General features: G+C 68.0%; 16 protein-coding genes. 13 read left to right on the forward strand and 3 right to left on the reverse strand.

Annotated elements, in window-relative coordinates; translation table 11 throughout:
* Positions 1–26: 26 nt before the first annotated feature.
* Together FSB78_RS04375 and FSB78_RS04380 are read right to left on the reverse strand one after the other, a co-directional pair.
* Entirely contained in the window at positions 27–494 is a 468-nt protein-coding gene (locus FSB78_RS04375; RefSeq protein ID WP_242008003.1) for a MarR family winged helix-turn-helix transcriptional regulator, read from the reverse strand.
* A gap of 1 nt (position 495) precedes the next feature.
* Positions 496–1,752 (reverse strand): acetyl-CoA C-acetyltransferase, encoded by a 1,257-nt coding sequence (locus tag FSB78_RS04380; RefSeq protein WP_147080288.1) that lies wholly within the window; start codon positions 1,750–1,752, stop codon positions 496–498.
* A 157-nt stretch (positions 1,753–1,909) separates the two neighbouring features.
* Here FSB78_RS04380 and FSB78_RS04385 point away from each other — a divergent pair, with 157 nt between their 5' ends.
* The 9 genes from FSB78_RS04385 to FSB78_RS04425 all read left to right on the forward strand — a co-directional run bounded on the left by FSB78_RS04385 (position 1,910) and on the right by FSB78_RS04425 (position 10,823).
* Complete coding sequence (locus FSB78_RS04385) at positions 1,910–3,574, forward strand: MFS transporter (RefSeq protein ID WP_242008004.1); 1,665 nt, start codon at positions 1,910–1,912, stop codon at positions 3,572–3,574.
* 156 nt (positions 3,575–3,730) lie between these two features.
* On the forward strand, positions 3,731–5,074 hold the full coding sequence (locus FSB78_RS04390) for a spinster family MFS transporter (protein ID WP_242008005.1): 1,344 nt from the start codon (positions 3,731–3,733) through the stop codon (positions 5,072–5,074).
* Positions 5,071–5,853, forward strand: coding sequence for an acid phosphatase (locus tag FSB78_RS04395; RefSeq protein ID WP_147080293.1), 783 nt, complete (start codon positions 5,071–5,073; stop codon positions 5,851–5,853). Before FSB78_RS04390 ends, FSB78_RS04395 begins: the two co-directional genes overlap by 4 nt.
* 15 nt (positions 5,854–5,868) lie before the next feature.
* Positions 5,869–6,522, forward strand: a complete 654-nt coding sequence (locus FSB78_RS04400) for a carboxymuconolactone decarboxylase family protein (RefSeq protein ID WP_147080295.1) — start codon at positions 5,869–5,871, stop codon at positions 6,520–6,522.
* A 26-nt stretch (positions 6,523–6,548) separates the two neighbouring features.
* Positions 6,549–7,355, forward strand: coding sequence for an SDR family NAD(P)-dependent oxidoreductase (locus tag FSB78_RS04405; protein ID WP_147080297.1), 807 nt, complete (start codon positions 6,549–6,551; stop codon positions 7,353–7,355).
* A 17-nt stretch (positions 7,356–7,372) separates the two neighbouring features.
* Positions 7,373–8,428, forward strand: coding sequence for an NAD(P)H-dependent amine dehydrogenase family protein (locus tag FSB78_RS04410; protein ID WP_147080299.1), 1,056 nt, complete (start codon positions 7,373–7,375; stop codon positions 8,426–8,428).
* Between the two features lie 102 nt (positions 8,429–8,530).
* Positions 8,531–8,761 (forward strand): biotin/lipoyl-containing protein, encoded by a 231-nt coding sequence (locus FSB78_RS04415; protein WP_147080301.1) that lies wholly within the window; start codon positions 8,531–8,533, stop codon positions 8,759–8,761.
* A gap of 4 nt (positions 8,762–8,765) precedes the next feature.
* Positions 8,766–9,869 carry a Gfo/Idh/MocA family protein gene (locus FSB78_RS04420; RefSeq protein ID WP_147080302.1) on the forward strand — a complete coding sequence of 368 codons (1,104 nt, stop codon included), beginning with the start codon at positions 8,766–8,768 and terminating at the stop codon, positions 9,867–9,869.
* 12 nt (positions 9,870–9,881) lie between these two features.
* Entirely contained in the window at positions 9,882–10,823 is a 942-nt protein-coding gene (locus tag FSB78_RS04425) for an alpha/beta hydrolase (RefSeq protein WP_242008006.1), read from the forward strand.
* On the opposite strand, the gene FSB78_RS04430 is transcribed toward FSB78_RS04425, so the two are convergent.
* Positions 10,810–11,604 (reverse strand): enoyl-CoA hydratase/isomerase family protein, encoded by a 795-nt coding sequence (locus FSB78_RS04430; protein ID WP_147080304.1) that lies wholly within the window; start codon positions 11,602–11,604, stop codon positions 10,810–10,812. The genes FSB78_RS04425 and FSB78_RS04430 overlap by 14 nt on opposite strands.
* A gap of 121 nt (positions 11,605–11,725) precedes the next feature.
* On the opposite strand from FSB78_RS04430, the gene FSB78_RS04435 reads away from it, so the two are divergent.
* From FSB78_RS04435 to FSB78_RS04450, 4 genes are all read left to right on the forward strand, one after another.
* Positions 11,726–13,384, forward strand: a complete 1,659-nt coding sequence (locus FSB78_RS04435) for an FAD-dependent oxidoreductase (protein WP_147080306.1) — start codon at positions 11,726–11,728, stop codon at positions 13,382–13,384.
* Positions 13,381–13,836 carry a PaaI family thioesterase gene (locus FSB78_RS04440; protein ID WP_147080308.1) on the forward strand — a complete coding sequence of 152 codons (456 nt, stop codon included), beginning with the start codon at positions 13,381–13,383 and terminating at the stop codon, positions 13,834–13,836. Before FSB78_RS04435 ends, FSB78_RS04440 begins: the two co-directional genes overlap by 4 nt.
* A 94-nt stretch (positions 13,837–13,930) precedes the next feature.
* Positions 13,931–14,926, forward strand: a complete 996-nt coding sequence (locus FSB78_RS04445) for a thiamine pyrophosphate-dependent dehydrogenase E1 component subunit alpha (RefSeq protein ID WP_147080310.1) — start codon at positions 13,931–13,933, stop codon at positions 14,924–14,926.
* On the forward strand, positions 14,923–15,918 hold the full coding sequence (locus tag FSB78_RS04450; protein WP_277872695.1) for an alpha-ketoacid dehydrogenase subunit beta: 996 nt from the start codon (positions 14,923–14,925) through the stop codon (positions 15,916–15,918). Before FSB78_RS04445 ends, FSB78_RS04450 begins: the two co-directional genes overlap by 4 nt.
* Positions 15,919–15,927: the final 9 nt, after the last annotated feature.

A 15,927-nucleotide genomic window follows, 5' to 3' on the forward strand; every position in this document is an offset into this window, starting at 1 on the left:
GCGGTCGCTGCGCGGCAGGCTTTACGTCACTTCGCAGCGGCCACGTTCGCCGCGAGCTTGTCCAGATACCCCTCCAGCCGTGCGAGATCGTCGGGCTCGAAGCCCGCGAACAACGCTTCCTCATGCGCTTCGGCAACCGTGCTGATGCGGTCCAGCAGAGCATCGGCCGCGTCGGTCAGATGGATGCAATAGGCGCGACGGTCGTCTTCCTTGGGTTTGCGCACCAACATCCCGTCGCTGCACAACCGATCGATCGACCGGCCGACCGACGCTTCCGATATCTCGAGGATCTCGGCGACCTCGCGCTGCGTCACGCCGGGACGGCGGGCGATCACCGCGACCAGCGTCCATTGCGACCGCGTTATGCCGATCGCCGCGACGCTCTGATCGAAGCGCTTGTGCATCTGCCGTGCGGTGACGGTCAGCTTGAGCGAGATGCCGCGCTTGCCGCTGGGGAGTTTGACGAGCTGGCCTTGGGTCAGGATGTCGTGCAAATCAAAGCCGTTCGATAATGATGGCCGGAGCCATGCCACCGGCGGCGCACATGGTGATCAGCGCGTAGCGCCCCCCGGTGCGCTCCAGTTCGTCGAGCGCGGTGCCGATCAACACCGCACCGGTCGCGCCGATCGGATGACCGAGCGCGATGGCCCCGCCATTGGGATTGATCTTGGCGCGGTCGATGCCGAGATCGCGAATGAACTTCTCGACGACGACCGCGAACGCTTCGTTGACCTCGAAGACGTCGATATCGGCGACCGTCAGCCCGGCCTTGGCCAGCACCTTGCGGGCCGCGGGGACCGGGCCGTTGAGCATCAGGGTCGGGTCGTCGCCGACATTGGCCATCGCCACGACGCGGGCACGCGGCGTCCATCCCTGGCTGTCGGCATAGGCCTTCGAGGCCAGCAGCAGCGCCGCCGCACCATCGACCACGCCGGATGAAGTGCCGACATGGTGGACCGGCTCGAACTCAAGCTCCGGATAGCGTTGCTGGATTAGCTGCTTGAAGGTCGGGCCACCCGGCGTCGAGGGCAGGTCGTAGAACATGCCGAACGCGGGCTTGAGGCCGGCCAGGCTGTCCGCGGTCGTTTCGGGGCGGGGATATTCCTCGTGCGCGAGGATCGTGGTGCCCGTGTCGTCGACGACCGGCACCGTCGAGCGATCGAAGCGCCCCTCGGCGATCGCGATGCCGGCGCGCCGCTGGCTCTCCGCGCCGAACGCCTCGAGCTCGGCGCGGCTGATCCCCTCCATCGCGGCGATCGCATCGGCGGCGACGCCTTGGTTGGTCTGCGGATGCTTCTCCTGCAGCCGGGCGTTGCCGGTGCCGAGGCCGCTGGCGGCACTGACCTTGGCTTCGCGCATCTTCATGCCGAAATCGGTGACATGGCTCATCATCTCGGTGCCTCCGGCGATGACGAGGTCTTCCATGCCCGACATGATCTGCCCCGCGGCGAGGCTGGTGGCGGTGATGCCAGAGCCGCAGAAGCGATCGAGCGTGACGCCGCTGGCGCGCGTGTCGTAGCCGGCGTCGAGCGCCGCCATCCGTCCCATGTCGCCGCCCTGCAAGCCGATCTGCGCGCTGGTGCCCCAGATGATGTCGTCGACGTCCTCGGTCTTGAGGTGGTTGCGATCCTTGAGCGCGGCCAGCACGGTCGCCGCGAGGTGCTGCGGATGCATGCCCGAATAGGCGCCCTTGCCGGTCTTGCCCACGCCGCGCGGAGTGCGGACGGCATCGATGATGTAGGCGTCGGCCAAAGCGCATTCCTCTCGTCCGTTGGTCGCGGCCGATATCGCATGCGGCACGCGCCCACGCCAGCATGGTACGATCGTGACAGCGATTTCTCGCAACGTCGCTTCCCAGCCCCAGGCACGGCCGATACCACGGCGGCCGGCAATGATCGGAAGGACTTGCGTGGCAGCGGTGGACGAACCGGAACGGCGCGTCGGCGCGTTGGCGCCCCTGCGCGAGCCGGTGTTCCGTCGCATCTGGACGGCAAGCGTGCTGTCCAATTTCGGGCAGCTGATCCTGGGTGTCGGCGCGGCGTGGGAGATGACGCTGCTCAGCGCTTCGCCCAGCCTGGTCGCCGGCGTACAGACCGCTCTGATGCTCCCGCTGATGCTGGTCGCGGTGCCCGCGGGAGCCGTCGCCGACATGTTCGACCGGCGACGGATCGCGATGGCCGGGCTGGCATTCTCGGCGACGTGCGGCGCGGTCCTGACGGCGCTGGCGTGGGCGGGGATGACGACCCCTTGGGTCCTGCTCGCGTTCTGCTCGCTGATCGGCGCTGGCGTCGCGCTCTACAGCCCGTCCTGGCAGGCCTCGATCAGCGAACAGGTGCCGCCCGCGCACCTGCCGGCCGCCATCGCGCTGGGATCGATCAGCTACAATGTCGCGCGCAGCTTCGGGCCGGCGCTGGGCGGGTTGATCGTGCTCGCGGCCGGCGCAAAGGCCGCATTCGCGATCAACGCAGTGTGCTACCTGCCGCTGCTGTTCGCCTTCTACCTGTGGAACCGCCGCCACATACCCTCGCGCCTGCCGCCCGAGCGGATCGACCGCGCCATCGTGACCGGTGCGCGGTACGCGCTGCATTCCGGATCTGTGCGCACCGTATTGGTGCGGGCGTTCCTGTTCGGCCTGGCGGGTGCGTCGTCGGGAGCGCTCGCGCCGTTGATCGCCAGGCAACTCCTCGGCGGCGATGCCAGCGTCTACGGCACCATGCTGGGCGCGGGCGGGGTCGGCGCGGTTGCCGGCGCGCTGTGCGTCGGATGGATCAGCCACCGGCTCGGCAACGAGGCCGCGAGCCGCCTGATGGCGCTGATCGGCGGCGTGGCGATCGTGGTGACCGGACTCAGCCGGTCGCTGCCGTTGACCTGCATCGCGCTGTTCGTCTCGGGCGCGGCGAACATCGTCACGATCGCGATGTTCAACATATCGGTCCAGCTGGCGGCACCACGCTGGGTCACGGCACGGGCGCTGTCCCTGTTCTCGTCGGCGCTGACCGGCGGGATCGCGATCGGGTCGGTCCTGTGGGGCGTGGTGGCGGGGCACTGGGCGGTCGATGTCGCGGTCATGGCATCGGGCGCGGCGCTGTGCGCGACACCGCTGCTGGCTTTCCTCTTCCCGTTGCCGGTGACGGTGGTCACCGGGGTCGAGGCGGTCGAGATCACGCACGAGCCCGAAGTGGCGATGGCGTTGACGATGCGCTCGGGGCCGGTGGTGATCGAAGTGGACTATTGCATCGATCCCGACCTGGCGCGGCCGTTCTACGACGCGATGCGCCAGGTGCAGCGGTCACGCCTTCGGAACGGGGCGTTCAACTGGTCGCTGTCGCGCGATATCGGCGATCCCGCCTTGTGGACCGAACGGTACCAGTTCCCGACATGGAGCGACTACCTGCGCACGCGCGAGCGCTTCACCCAGGCGGATGTCGCGGCCCAGCAGGCCGCCGACGCGTTCATCTCGGCCGATGTCGCAAAGAAGGTTCGACGGCGGCTGGAGCGACCGTTCGGCTCGGTTCGGTGGCGTGCGGACTCCCCCGATCCGCACCAGGATACGATCGGCTATCTCGGACCCTAGGCCAGGAGGCGGCTTCACCCGCCATGGGGGATATCGCCGAAGCGATCATCGTTGCGCTCGCCTTGCCATGGCCCGCCAACGTCTCGCAGATGTCGGGGCAACGACCGGTGACATTGCGGCGCCGAAGCCGTTCGCACCGGCCTACGGGAGAGCATGGTGCAGCATTTCACCCAGGACACGGTGCCGGACCTGCCACCCGACAAGCTGCCGAGCATGGCGTACCGGTCGTATTTCCTGTTCGTGATGGTTCTGGTGTCGGCGTGCGTCGTGTCCGAACGCTACATCCTCTTCGTGCTGGTGGAGCCGATCCGCCGGGACCTCGGGCTGACCGATTTCCAGATCGGCCTGGTCAAGGATCTGGCGCTCGCGATCGTCTATATCGTCGCCGTCGTTCCCTTCGCGCGGCTGTCCGGCACCTGGTCCAAAAAGGGCATCGTCGCGGGCGCGGCGGCGGTGTGGAGCGTTTCGGTCCTGGTCTGCGCGTACGCGAAGAACTTCTGGGTGCTGCTCCTCGGGCGGGCCGGGATCGGGATGGGCGACGGCGCCTTCACGCCGCCCTCGCAGGCTTGGATCGCCGATCTCTTCCCGCCCAAGCAGCGCGGCACGGCGCTGTCGATCTTCCTGCTCGGCGCGTCGCTCGGCGCGTTCGCGGGGCCGAGCTTCGGGGGCTGGGCGGCGCACGCCTATGGGTGGCGCGAGGCGCTGTTGCTGGCGAGCATACCGGGCTTCGTGCTGGTGCCGATCGTGTGGTTCACGCTGCGCGACGTCCGGCCGGGACTGGCCGACGGCAGCACTGCCAACCACCTCGTCAGGCAACCGTTCGGCGTCGCCTTTCGCGAGCTCATGGCGATCCGGACCTTTCCGCTGCTGGTCGGCGCGTCGGCACTCAATACGTTGCTGACGATGGGCATGATCAGCTGGGCGCCGGCGTTCATGGAGCGCACGCACGGGATGGCCGCGCGCGACGCAGGGGTGCAGATGGGCGGCGCGCTGTTCATCGGCTCGCTGGTCGGGCACCTCCTCGGTGGACCGCTCGCCGACCTTCTCGGCCGGCGCAACGTGCGCTGGTATCTGTGGGTGCCGATGATCTCGGGCGCGCTGGCGGTCTGCGTCGGGCTGCTGATCCTGACCGGGCCGGCGAGCCGCGTGTTCCCGTTGTTCGGACTGCAGCTACTGATCGGGGGATTGGCCGCCGCGCCGCTGATGGCGGTGGTGACGGGACTGGCGCCGGTGTCGTCGCGCTCGACCGCAGTCGCGATCCTGATGGTCGCGATCAACGTGATCGGCCTGGGCGGCGGGCCGGTCTTCGTCGGCTGGCTGAGCGACGCGCTGCACCCGGTCTATGGCGAGAATTCGCTCGGCATGGCGATGCGCTGGTCGATGCTCGCGGGCATCCCCAGCACCATCCTCGCCTATCTCGCAAGCCGGACCTACAAGGCGGATGCCGAGGCGGCACGGGCGCGGCTGGCAGCCGGCATGGCGCCGATGGGGGCGATATGAGGCGCGCAATCGCCCTCGGCGCGCTCGCGATCGCCGGGACGCTGGCGGCGCAGACGATGCCCGGCCCATCGCGATTGGCGCGTGGCTATCTGGCCGAACCCGCACCCGTCGACAGCATCCTGCTCTCGCCTGCGCCGCCCGCCGCCGGATCGCCCGCGGAGGCGCGCGACGTCGCGGCGGCCCAGGCCGCGCTGGGGTTGGCGGGCGGCCCGCGCTGGAGCCTGGCCACCAAGGATGCCGACCTTTTCGCGCCGGACGTGACGGCCGCATTCTCCTGCGCCGCGGGACGCGAGATCGGCGCAACCGCAACGCCGGCGACCAACCGGCTGCTGCGTCGCACCCTCGCCGACTTCGGCCTGTCGACCTCCGCCATCAAGCGCAAATTTCAGCGTTCGCGGCCGTTCATGGCGAACGGCCGGCCCAGCTGCACGCCCGCGGCCGAGCCGATGCTCAAGTCGGACGGGTCCTATCCGTCCGGGCATAGCGCGATCGGCTATGGCTGGGGGCTGATCCTCGCCGAACTGGTACCAGACCGGGCCGACGCACTGGTCGCGCGGGGGCGTGCCTTCGGCGACAGTCGCCGGGTCTGCAACGCGCATTGGCTGAGCGACACCGAAGAGGGGCGGATCGCGGGTGCGGCGGTGCTCGCGCGGCTGCATGCGGACGCTGCGTTCCGCGCCGACCTCGACGCGGCACGCAGCGAGCTGCTGGCGGTCAGGGCCGTGCCCCCGACGCACGATTGCGCCGCAGAGTCCGCCGCGCTCGACCTCACTCGCTGAAATCCCGGAGACCGCATGACCGACATCATTCCCCGCATCCCGCGCCTGCCGCGCGAGCAATGGACCGACGATGCGCGCGAGGTCTTCGCCTTCTGGGGCGAGCCCAACGCGTGGGAGGAGGGCTCGAAGACCAACGTCGTCAGCGTGATGGGCACGCACCCCGAACTGGGCAAGGTCTACAACCTCTGGGGCAAGTATTTCCTGATGCACAGCACGCTGACGACGCGTCAGCTCGAGATAGTCATCCTGCGTGTCGCCGTGCGTGCGCAGTCGGCCTATGAATGGCACAACCATGTCGGCTACGGCATGAACGCCGGACTGACGCTCGAGGATATCGCGGCGATCCGCGATTTTCCCGCCGGCGGCGACTGGACGGAAGAGGAAGCGGCGATGATGACCGCGGTCGACGAGCTGATCGCCGACAACCGTATCGGCGACGCGACCTGGGCGACGCTCAGCAAGACGCTCGACGTGCGGCAGCTGATGGATCTGACCTTCACGATCGGTCACTATGTCATGACGAGCTGGTCGCTGGCCACGTTCGGGGTCGAGATCGAGGGCGGGGCGGACGCGATCGGGTTCGACCTGCGCACCCGATCGGGCCGCATTCCGGGCAAGACCTACAAGCCCGGCGAACACGAAGAGTGGATCGAGACCCGGGGCTACTGACACGCGTCCTTGAGGAGGGGAAAGCCATGGATCTGAGTCTCGGGGGGCGTCGCGCGCTCGTGACCGGCAGCAGCAGCGGGATCGGCGAGGGGATCGCGCGGATGCTCGCGGCCGAGGGCGCGCGGGTCGTGGTGCATGGGCGTAACCGTGACCGCGCGGAAGGTGTCGCCGCCGCGATCGGCGCGGCAGGCGTGGCGATTGGCGACCTGTCGAGCGATGCCGGGGCAGTCGCGGTGCACGACGCGGCACGGGAAGCGCTCGGTGGCGCGATCGACATCCTCGTCAACAATGCCGGCGGCAGTTCGACCGGCAACACGTCCAAGGCACCGATCGACATTCCGGTCGCCGACTGGGTGTCGAACTATCACGCCAACATGCTGCCCGCGGTACGGCTCTGCCGGCTGGCGGTGCCCGACATGGTCGCTGCGGGGTGGGGCCGGGTAATCAACGTGTCCAGCGCGGTCGCGGTCCAGCCCAACAACCTCGGCGCGGATTATTCCGGGGCGAAGGCGGCCCTCAACAATTTCACCGTCAGCCTGGCGGGATCGCTCAAGGGGGTCGGCGTGACGGCGAACATCGTCTCGCCGGGGATCATCATGGTCGACGGACTGCTCCGCTTCGGGCGCCGCAAGTTCGGTGACGCAACGCTGTCGATCGAACAGGTGACGCAGCGGCTGGCGGCGGAAAAGGTGTTCGACCTGCCCCCGGCGGGGCGGCTCGGCACGCCGGAGGATCTGGCCGCGGTGGTGTGCCTGCTCGCCAGCCCGCTGTCCGGTTTCGTCACCGGCGCGAACTACCGTGTCGATGGCGGGCAGGTGCGCTCGCTCAACTGACCCTGGAGGACCCGTCGATGACCTACCGCGTGATCCAGTGGGTGACCGGGGTGGTCGGGCGCACCGCGCTGAAGCATTTCATCGAGAACCCGGTCATCGACCTGGTCGGCGTCTACGTCACCAATCCCGCCAAGGTCGGCAAGGATGCAGGGGCGCTGGTCGACCTGCCCGATACCGGGGTGATGGCGACCGACGATGTCGACGCTATCGTCGCGCTCGATGCGGACTGCGTGATGTACGCGCCATTGGTATCGGACGTCGATACGATCTGCCGGTTGCTGGCATCGGGCAAGAACGTCGCATCGGTAGGCGGGCCGTTCTCGCGCCGCCATTATCCCGATCAGTTCGCGCGGATCGATGCGGCGTGCGTCGCGGGCGGCGCGTCCTATCATGCGTGCGGCGTCCATCCCGGTTTCTCGGGCGATATCCTGCCGCTGACGCTGACGCGGCTGATGAACCGGATCGATCGCATCGTCGTCACCGAATTCATCGACAAGATCCGCAACCCGATGGTCTATACCGAGATGATGGGGTTCGGGCGCGACCCCGAGGCCTTGCTCGCCCAGCCGAGCCGTTCGCCTGAGGCGCCGAACGCCTTTGCGCAGTCGATGGCGGTCGTCGCCGAAGGGCTGGGCAAGACGATCGAGCGAGTCACGACCAGGCTCGAGGTCGCGACCGCCACACGCGATATTCCCTACAGCCTCGGCGTGGGGCTGCCCGATACCGGCGTGGTGCGCCAGGGGACGGTCGGGGGGCAGCATTATGAATGGACCGCCTGGGCCGATGGCAATCCGCTGATCGTCTATCATTTCTACTGGTCGATGGGCGAGCACATCCAACCCCGCTGGGATATCGACAGCCGCTACCAGGTGGTGATCGAGGGCGATCCCGGGCTGGAGGTGCGGCTGACGGGCCTGCCCGATGCGAACGGCGAGCGGCCGTTCCTGGGGTTGCCGTGGACGGGGCTGCTCGGTGCCACCGCGGTGCCCGCGATCTGCGATGCGCCACCCAGGGTTCTGACCCAGTTCGACCTCGGCATCGTGCAGCCGCGAGGGCTCGTCCGGCCGGCATGACGCGTATCGTGGCGACGATATCGGGCGTCGGACACGGCTTGAGCGTTGCCCGCCGCCGGTGTCGCGTTAGTCAACGAGCAGACACTTTCGGGGACAGATACCATGGCGACCGACATCCTGCTGCCCAAGCTCGGCTTCTCGATGACCGAAGCGCAGATCGCGGAATGGCTGGTCGAGGACGGATCGCACGTCAACGAAGGGGATCCGCTCTATTCGCTCGAAGCGGACAAATCGACCAACGAGGTCGAGGCACCGGCGACCGGCACGCTGACGATCCTCGCCGATCCGGGTGAAACCTACGAAGTCGGCACCGTACTCGGCCGGATCGAGTGACCGCATGACCCTACGCGTCGGGATCATCAGCGCGGCATGGGGAGCGTTCGCGCACCTGCCAGCCTGGCGCGCAATCCCGGGCGTCGAGGTGACCGCGATCTGCACGTCGCGCGAGGAGACGGCGCGCGCCGCGGCCGACCGGTTGGGGATCGCGCGACCGTTCCACGACTTTCGGGCGATGTGCGCCGATCCCGATCTCGACATCATCGATTGCGGGACTCGGCCCGTACTGCGGCGCGAGATGGTGCTGGCGGCGCTGGCGAACGGCAAGCACGTCTACAACGCCAGCCCCCACGCGCCCGACTGGGCCGCGGCGAAGGAGATCGACCGGGCATGGCGGGCCAGCGGGCGGGTCGGCATCGTCGACGCCTTTGCGCAGTGGTTGCCCGCGCACCGCCAGATGAAAGCGCTGATCGAGGACGGATATCTCGGCCGGCCTCTGGGCGGTACGTGCCGGTTCAACATCTCGCTGTTCAACCAGCCGTCGAAGCGCTTTCCGTACAATTGGTTCGCGCAGGGCGGCCAGGGTGTAACGGCCGTACGCAACAATGGCAGCCACCTCGTGTACGTCCTGCTCGACCTGTTCGGACCGGTGACCGCGCTGGTAGCCGACGATACGCAGATCCTGCACGAATGGGTGTTCGACGACGGCGACAGAATCGTGCCCGAGACGACGGACTACGCCAACGTGATCCTGAAGTTCGCCAGCGGGCTGACCCTGCCGATGCAGATCAGCTGGAGCATGGCGCTCCACGACGGGTGGGCGATCGACGTATTCGGCGAGCGCGGGCGACTGGCCGCGACATCGCCGACCTTTCCCACCGCGCGGGACTGCATCCTGCGGGGTGGGCAGCTGGGCGGTGGCATGGAGCCGATCGCGCTGCCCGACGCGTTCCGGCATGGTCCCGGTATTGCGCTCGACTGGGACAGCGAGCCGCAGCCGAGTTTCCCGATGGCGCTGTCGATGCAGGCGATGGTTGTTGCCATCCACGGCGGTCTTGCCGCATCCCCCAATTTCGCGCGCGCGCTGGAGATCGAGCGGTTGCAGGAGGCCATCCGGCTGTCGAGCGACGAGCGGCGCTGGATCAGCCTTGCCGATATCGTCTGACCGGAGCCTGCCGTGACCGAACCCTTCGTCCGTCCCGATGTGCGCGCCTTCCTCGACACGATGGCCGCGAACCCGCGCCCCGCGCTCACCGCGGACGTTCTGGCGGCGATCCGCGGCATGACGATCACGCCCGAGATGACGGGCGACCTGCCGGTCGGCGATCTCGGCGAAATCCGTGACGTGACGATGCCGGGGCCGGGCGGCGACATCGCGCTCCGGTTGTTCGATCCGCGCTCCGATCGCACCGCAGGCCCGGTCGTCATCTTCTACCATGGCGGCGGCTACGCAGTGGGCAGCATCGGCTCGCATGCCGGTCTCGCGGCGGAGATCGCGCGACAGCTGGACCTGCCGGTGGTGTCGGTCGAGTATCGCCTGGCGCCCGAAAATCCCTGGCCGGCCGCACCCGACGACGGCGAGGCGGCGGCGCGCTGGATCGCGCAGAACGGCGCAGCGTTCGGGCGCGACTTTACCGGGCTGGTGCTGTGCGGTGACAGCGCGGGCGGAAACCTCGCGATCGTCACGGCGCTGGCGCTGCGCGATGCGCCGGCTGCGCTACCGGTGCTGCTCCAGTTGGCGATCTATCCAGCGGTCGATCACAGCCGGGAATATCCGTCGCGGCGCGCATTTGCTGAGGGGTACGGGCTGGACTCGAAGGACACTACGCTGTTTGACCAGCATTATGCCGCCGACAAGCGGCACCCCCGCAACTCGCCGCTGCTGGTTGATCAGACGGGGATGCCACCGACGCTTGTCGTTACCGCCAGTCTCGACCCGTTGCGTGACGAGGGACGGGCCTATGCCGCCGCGACGACGCTTGCCGGCGTTCCGACCGTTTTCCACGAGGCCGTGGGGACGATCCACGGCTTTGCCTGTTACCGGCGCGCGATCCCGTCGGCGCAGGCGGATCTCGCCGCATGCCTCGGACTGGCGCGGGCGATGCTCAACGCCCGGTGAACACGGGCGTCCGCTTTGCCTTCAACGCGGCGATGCCCTCGCGGTGATCGGCACTGCGCACGCTGAGCGACTCATAGGCAATGCCTGCCTCCATGACGGTCGCGGCGATGCGCTTGAGCTCGATGTTTGTGAGGACCTTGGTCCAGCGGATCGCCTGGGTCGCGCCGGCTAGCAGCCGGTCGCAAAATGCATCGACCGTCGCGTCGAGGTCGTTCATCGGGACGCAGTGATTGACCAGCCCGATCTCCGCGGCTCGTCGTGCGCTCAGCAACTCGCCGCCCAGCAGATACTCCTTCGCGCGCGTGAGCCCGATGCGCTGTGCCCAGATCAACGCGCCGCCGTCGCCCGCGACCAGCCCGATCCCGACATGGGGATCGCCGATCTTGGCGCCCTCAACCGCGAAGATGACGTCGCACAGCAGCGCGATGCTGGCGCCGAGCCCGATCGCATGCCCGTTCATCCGGCACACCACGGGCTTTTCGATATCGAGCAGCGCGAAGACGATGCGCTTGGCCTGGCGCGCTTCATGATCGAACAGGTGCGGGTTCGCTGCATTGTGCTCCATGTGCGCGATGTCGCCGCCGGCCGAGAACGCCTTGCCCGCGCCGGTGAGCAGGACGACGTCCGAGCCGGCGTCCGTCGCGGCGAAGGCCAGGGCTTCGGGCAGTTCGTCGTGCAGGTCCAGATTGACCGCGTTCAGCGCTTCGGGCCGGTTCAGCGTGACGACCAGGAGCCGCCCGCGACGGCTCAACAGGATGGTCTTGTAGGTCGGCAGGTCCATCGCGCGTCTCCTTCGATACCGGCGCGCATACCACGCAGGGGCGATATGAGAACGCCGCCGGGGCGATAGCTCTTGTGAACCGCGTGCACCGCCCGTCTATTCCCGGCCGAGGAGAGACGGCATGGCATTCGACGAGACGGTCGACTGGGTGGTGATCGGCAGCGGTGCAGGGTCGATGACGTCCGCGCTGGTGATGCGGACGGCTGGCAAGTCGGTCCTGATCCTGGAGAAATCGGCGTTCATCGGTGGCACGACGGCCAAGTCGGGCGGCGTGATCTGGGTGCCCAACAACCGGTTCATGAAGGCCGACGGCGAGCAGGACAGCGTCGAGGCGGGCATCACCTATCTCGACGCGGCGTGCGAGGATCTGCCGGGGTCGGGGCACGACAAGCGGCTCGCCTATGTCAACCAGGCGTACCGCATGATCGATTTCCTGGTCGATTCCGGCGTCGAGCTCGAGCGGGGTTCGGCATTCTGGCCCGATTATTACGACGAGCTCCCCGGCGGCTGCAAGACGAGCCGCACCGTCGTCGCCAAGCCGTTCGACAAGAAGGAACTGGGCAAGTGGGCGAAGAGGCTCCGCAAGGGGTTCCTCGAAGTGCCGGTGAAGCTCGATGACGGGATGAAGCTCGCCTATGAACGTCTCGATCCGGCCGTCGCGAAGGCGAAGCGGCGGCTGATCCTGAAGACGATCTGGTCGCGGCTGACCGGCAAGCAGTTCGTGACGGCGGGCGCCGCATTGCAGGGCCGGATGCTCAAGGCGTCACTCGCCGCGGGGGTCGAGCTGCGTACCGCAACGGCGGTGTCGGAACTGGTCGCCGAGAACGGGGCGGTGACCGGCGTCGTTGCCGGCGGCCGGCGGATCGGGGCGCGGCTGGGCGTGCTCGTCAACGCTGGCGGGTTCGCGCAGAACCAGGCGATGCGCGACACCCACATGCCGGGAACGCAGGCGTCGTGGTCGCTCGCCAATGAAGGCGACATGGGCGAACTGCACACAGAAATGGCGCGGGTGGGCGGCGTGCTGGCCCAGATGGACCAGATGGTCGGATACCAGACGACGCTCTCGCCGGGCTGGGAACGCGCGTACATCACGCCGCCGGCGCAAAGCCTGACCGGCAAGCCGCACGCCATCCTCGTCGACCAGTCGGGCGTGCGCTACATGAACGAGGGCGGTTCCTACGAATTGTTCTGCCAGACGATGATCGAGCGCAACCGCACGGTGCCCGCGGTGCCCAGCTGGGCGATCCTCGACCGGACCTATGTCGAGCGGTACCAGGTCGCGCAGACGTTCATCGACAAGGCGGTGCCGAAGGGGTGGGTCGAGGCAGGGTATCTGCACATGGCGGATACGATCGAGCAGCTGGCGACGAGCATCGGCACCGATCCCGCGACGCTGAGCGCGACGGTCGATCGCTGGAACGGCTTCGTCGCGCAGGGGCGGGACGAGGATTTTCATCGCGGCGAACGGGCGTACGACACCTGGCTGGGCGATCCCTATCACGGGCCGGTCGCGGCACTCGGGGCGATCGAGCGCGGCCCGTTCTACGCGGTCCCGGTGGTGCCGGGCGACGTCAGTACCTATGGCGGCGCGGTCACGGACGTGTACGGCCGCGTGACGGACGCGACGGGAACCCCGATCCTCGGACTCTATGCGACGGGCGTGTCGAGCGCGTCGGTCATGGGCGGCGTCTATCCGGGCGCCGGATCGAGCATCGGGCCGTCGATGACGTTCGGCTATGTCGCCGCGAAGCACGCTGCGGGGCTGGACAACCAGGTGTGAGCGGGGATGCCGTGACGCCCGACGCGCTGGCCGCGCAGGGCTGGACGCTGCTGACCGGCACGCATTTCAACGAGGCGGCGGGGCCATATTGGCTACGACCGTGCACCGGGGGGCACGACGTCGGACTGCTGAGCGAGGCGCGGCACGGCAACGGCCATGTCGGCACGGTGCATGGCGGTGTCCTGATGACCTTCGCCGATATTGCGCTCGGTATCGGCGTGGTCGACGCCGCGGGCACGCGAAACTGCGTGACGCTGCACCTGCAGCTCCAATTCACCGCGACGGCGCGGATCGGAAGTTTCCTGTCCTGCCGCGCGGAACTCGTCCGCCGCACCTCGCAGATCGTGTTCATGCGCGGGCTGATCGTGGCGGGCGACCGTGTCGTGGCATCAGCCGACGGGATGTGGAAACTGGTCGATGCGGACAAGCTCGCCGCGCTCAAGCGCGGTTGACTTCGCCCGCGGGTACATATCGCCCCGGCGTGTTGACCGGTGATCGACCCCGCCCGAAGAGTTTTGCCAGTCACCCACAGCATGCGGGAAATCCATGGCAGACCATAGCAACGCGCCAGCCCCCAGTACGGAAACGCTGGTCGACATCTATCGCCGGATGATCCGGATCGAGCGCAACGACGACACGATCCGCACGGCGATCCGGCGGGGCAAGCTGGTCATGCCCTATTACTCGGCGCGCGGGCAGGAAGTGATCCCGTCGGCGATCTCGACGCTGCTGACCGACGACGACACGATCTGCACGATCTATCGCGGGATCCACGACATGGTCGCCAAGGGCATGCCGCTGCGGCCTTTATGGGCCGAAATCGCGGGGCGCGTCGACGGCACCTGCAAGGGCAAGGGCGGGCCGATGCACCTGACTCACCCGGAGACCGGCGTGATGGTGACGACGGGGATCGTCGGCTCGTCGATGCCGATCGCCAACGGCCTTGCCTGGGCGGCGCAGCTGGACGGCAGCAAGCGCGTCAGCATCGCCTATTTCGGCGACGGCGCGTCGAACATCGGCGCGTTCCATGAATCGCTCAATCTCGCCAGCCTGTGGAAGCTGCCCGTAGTGTTCGTCTGCCAGAACAACGGTTTTGCCGAGCATACCCGCTACGAGAACGGCACCTCGGTCGACTTCATCGCCAAGCGTGCGGCCGGCTATGGCATGCCGGGCTATACCGTCGACGGCAACGACCCGTGGGCGATGTACGCGGCGGCGCACGAGGCGATCACCCGCGCGCGCGAGGGCGCGGGGCCGACGCTGCTCGAATGCAAGACCTTCCGGTTCCTAGGGCACGTCCTGGGCGACGACGACAAGTACATGACCAAGGAAGAGAAGGACGCGGCGGTCGCGGTCGATCCGCTGCCGCGGTTCCGCGCGCGCCTGATCGCGGACGGCCATGCGACCGAGGACCAGCTGACGGCGATGCAGGCCAAGATCCAGGCCGAGGTCGATGACGCGATGGCATTCGGGCTCGCCAGTGAGTTCCCGTCCGTGGAGGAATTGCGGCGCGACGTGTTCGAGCAGGAGATCGCGGCGTGAGCGAGACCGTCAAGCAGCACGCCTTCCAGGCGATCAATTCCGCGCTCCACCAAGCGATGGCCGACGATCCCAAGGTCCTCGTGTTCGGCGAGGATATCGCCGACCGCGAAGGCGGCGGGGTGACCGGCGCGACGATCGGGCTGTCGACCAAGTTCGGGGATCAGCGGGTCAAGTCGACCCCGATCAGCGAGCAGGCGATCATCGGTGCGGCGATCGGTGCGGCGCTCGCCGGGTACAAGCCCGTCGCCGAGATCATGCTGATGAACTTCACCACCGTGTGCATGGACATGATCTTCAACCACGCCGCCAAGCTGCGCTTCATGTCGGGCGGGCAGAGCACGGTGCCGATCACGATCCGCACGCTGACCGGTGCCGGCTGGCAGACCGCGGGCCAGCATGCCGACCATCTCGAGGGCTGGTTCGCGCATGCCGCGGGAATCAAGGTCGTCGCCCCTTCCAATCCGGCGGACTATGGCGGGCTGTTGCTGTCGTGCATCCAGGATCCCGATCCGTGCATCATCATCGAATCCGCTGGCACGCTGTTCATTCCCGGCGACGTCGACACCGTGCAGACGCCGATCCCGCTGGGCGTCGCGAACGTCGTGCAGGAGGGCACCGACGTGACCATCGTCTCATGGTCGTCGATGGTGGTGCGCAGCCAGATGGCGGTCGCCGCCCTCGCCGAAAAGGGCATCTCCGCCGAGCTCGTCGACCTGCGGACGGTATCGCCGTGGGACCGCGAGGCAGTGCTCGCATCGGTCGCCAAGACCGGTCGCTGCGCGGTCGTGCACGAGGCGTTGCGCAGCTTTGGCCCCGGCGCGGAGATCGCGGCGACAATCAGCGAGGAACTGTTCGGCAAGCTGAAGGCGCCGGTGCGGCGGCTGGGGGCGCCGGAATGCCCCGTACCGTTCGCCAAGGTGCTCGAGGATGCGTTCCTGGTGTCGGTCGACCAGATCGTGGCCGCAGTCGAGGACGTCGCGGCGCAGGGGTGATTTGACCTG

This window comes from Sphingomonas ginsenosidivorax (genome assembly GCF_007995065.1).
Taxonomy (GTDB): domain Bacteria; phylum Pseudomonadota; class Alphaproteobacteria; order Sphingomonadales; family Sphingomonadaceae; genus Sphingomonas; species Sphingomonas ginsenosidivorax.

What these genes read in the sequence shown, in the direction of transcription:
- FSB78_RS04395 (WP_147080293.1), top strand. Translation starts at nt 5,071, where the DNA reads ATGAGGCGCGCAATCGCCCTCGGCGCGCTCGCGATCGCCGGGACGCTG.
- FSB78_RS04400 (WP_147080295.1), top strand. Translation starts at nt 5,869, where the DNA reads ATGACCGACATCATTCCCCGCATCCCGCGCCTGCCGCGCGAGCAATGG.
- FSB78_RS04405 (WP_147080297.1), top strand. Translation starts at nt 6,549, where the DNA reads ATGGATCTGAGTCTCGGGGGGCGTCGCGCGCTCGTGACCGGCAGCAGC.
- FSB78_RS04410 (WP_147080299.1), top strand. Translation starts at nt 7,373, where the DNA reads ATGACCTACCGCGTGATCCAGTGGGTGACCGGGGTGGTCGGGCGCACC.
- FSB78_RS04415 (WP_147080301.1), top strand. Translation starts at nt 8,531, where the DNA reads ATGGCGACCGACATCCTGCTGCCCAAGCTCGGCTTCTCGATGACCGAA.
- FSB78_RS04420 (WP_147080302.1), top strand. Translation starts at nt 8,766, where the DNA reads ATGACCCTACGCGTCGGGATCATCAGCGCGGCATGGGGAGCGTTCGCG.
- FSB78_RS04430 (WP_147080304.1), bottom strand. Translation starts at nt 11,604, where the DNA reads ATGGACCTGCCGACCTACAAGACCATCCTGTTGAGCCGTCGCGGGCGG.
- FSB78_RS04435 (WP_147080306.1), top strand. Translation starts at nt 11,726, where the DNA reads ATGGCATTCGACGAGACGGTCGACTGGGTGGTGATCGGCAGCGGTGCA.
- FSB78_RS04445 (WP_147080310.1), top strand. Translation starts at nt 13,931, where the DNA reads ATGGCAGACCATAGCAACGCGCCAGCCCCCAGTACGGAAACGCTGGTC.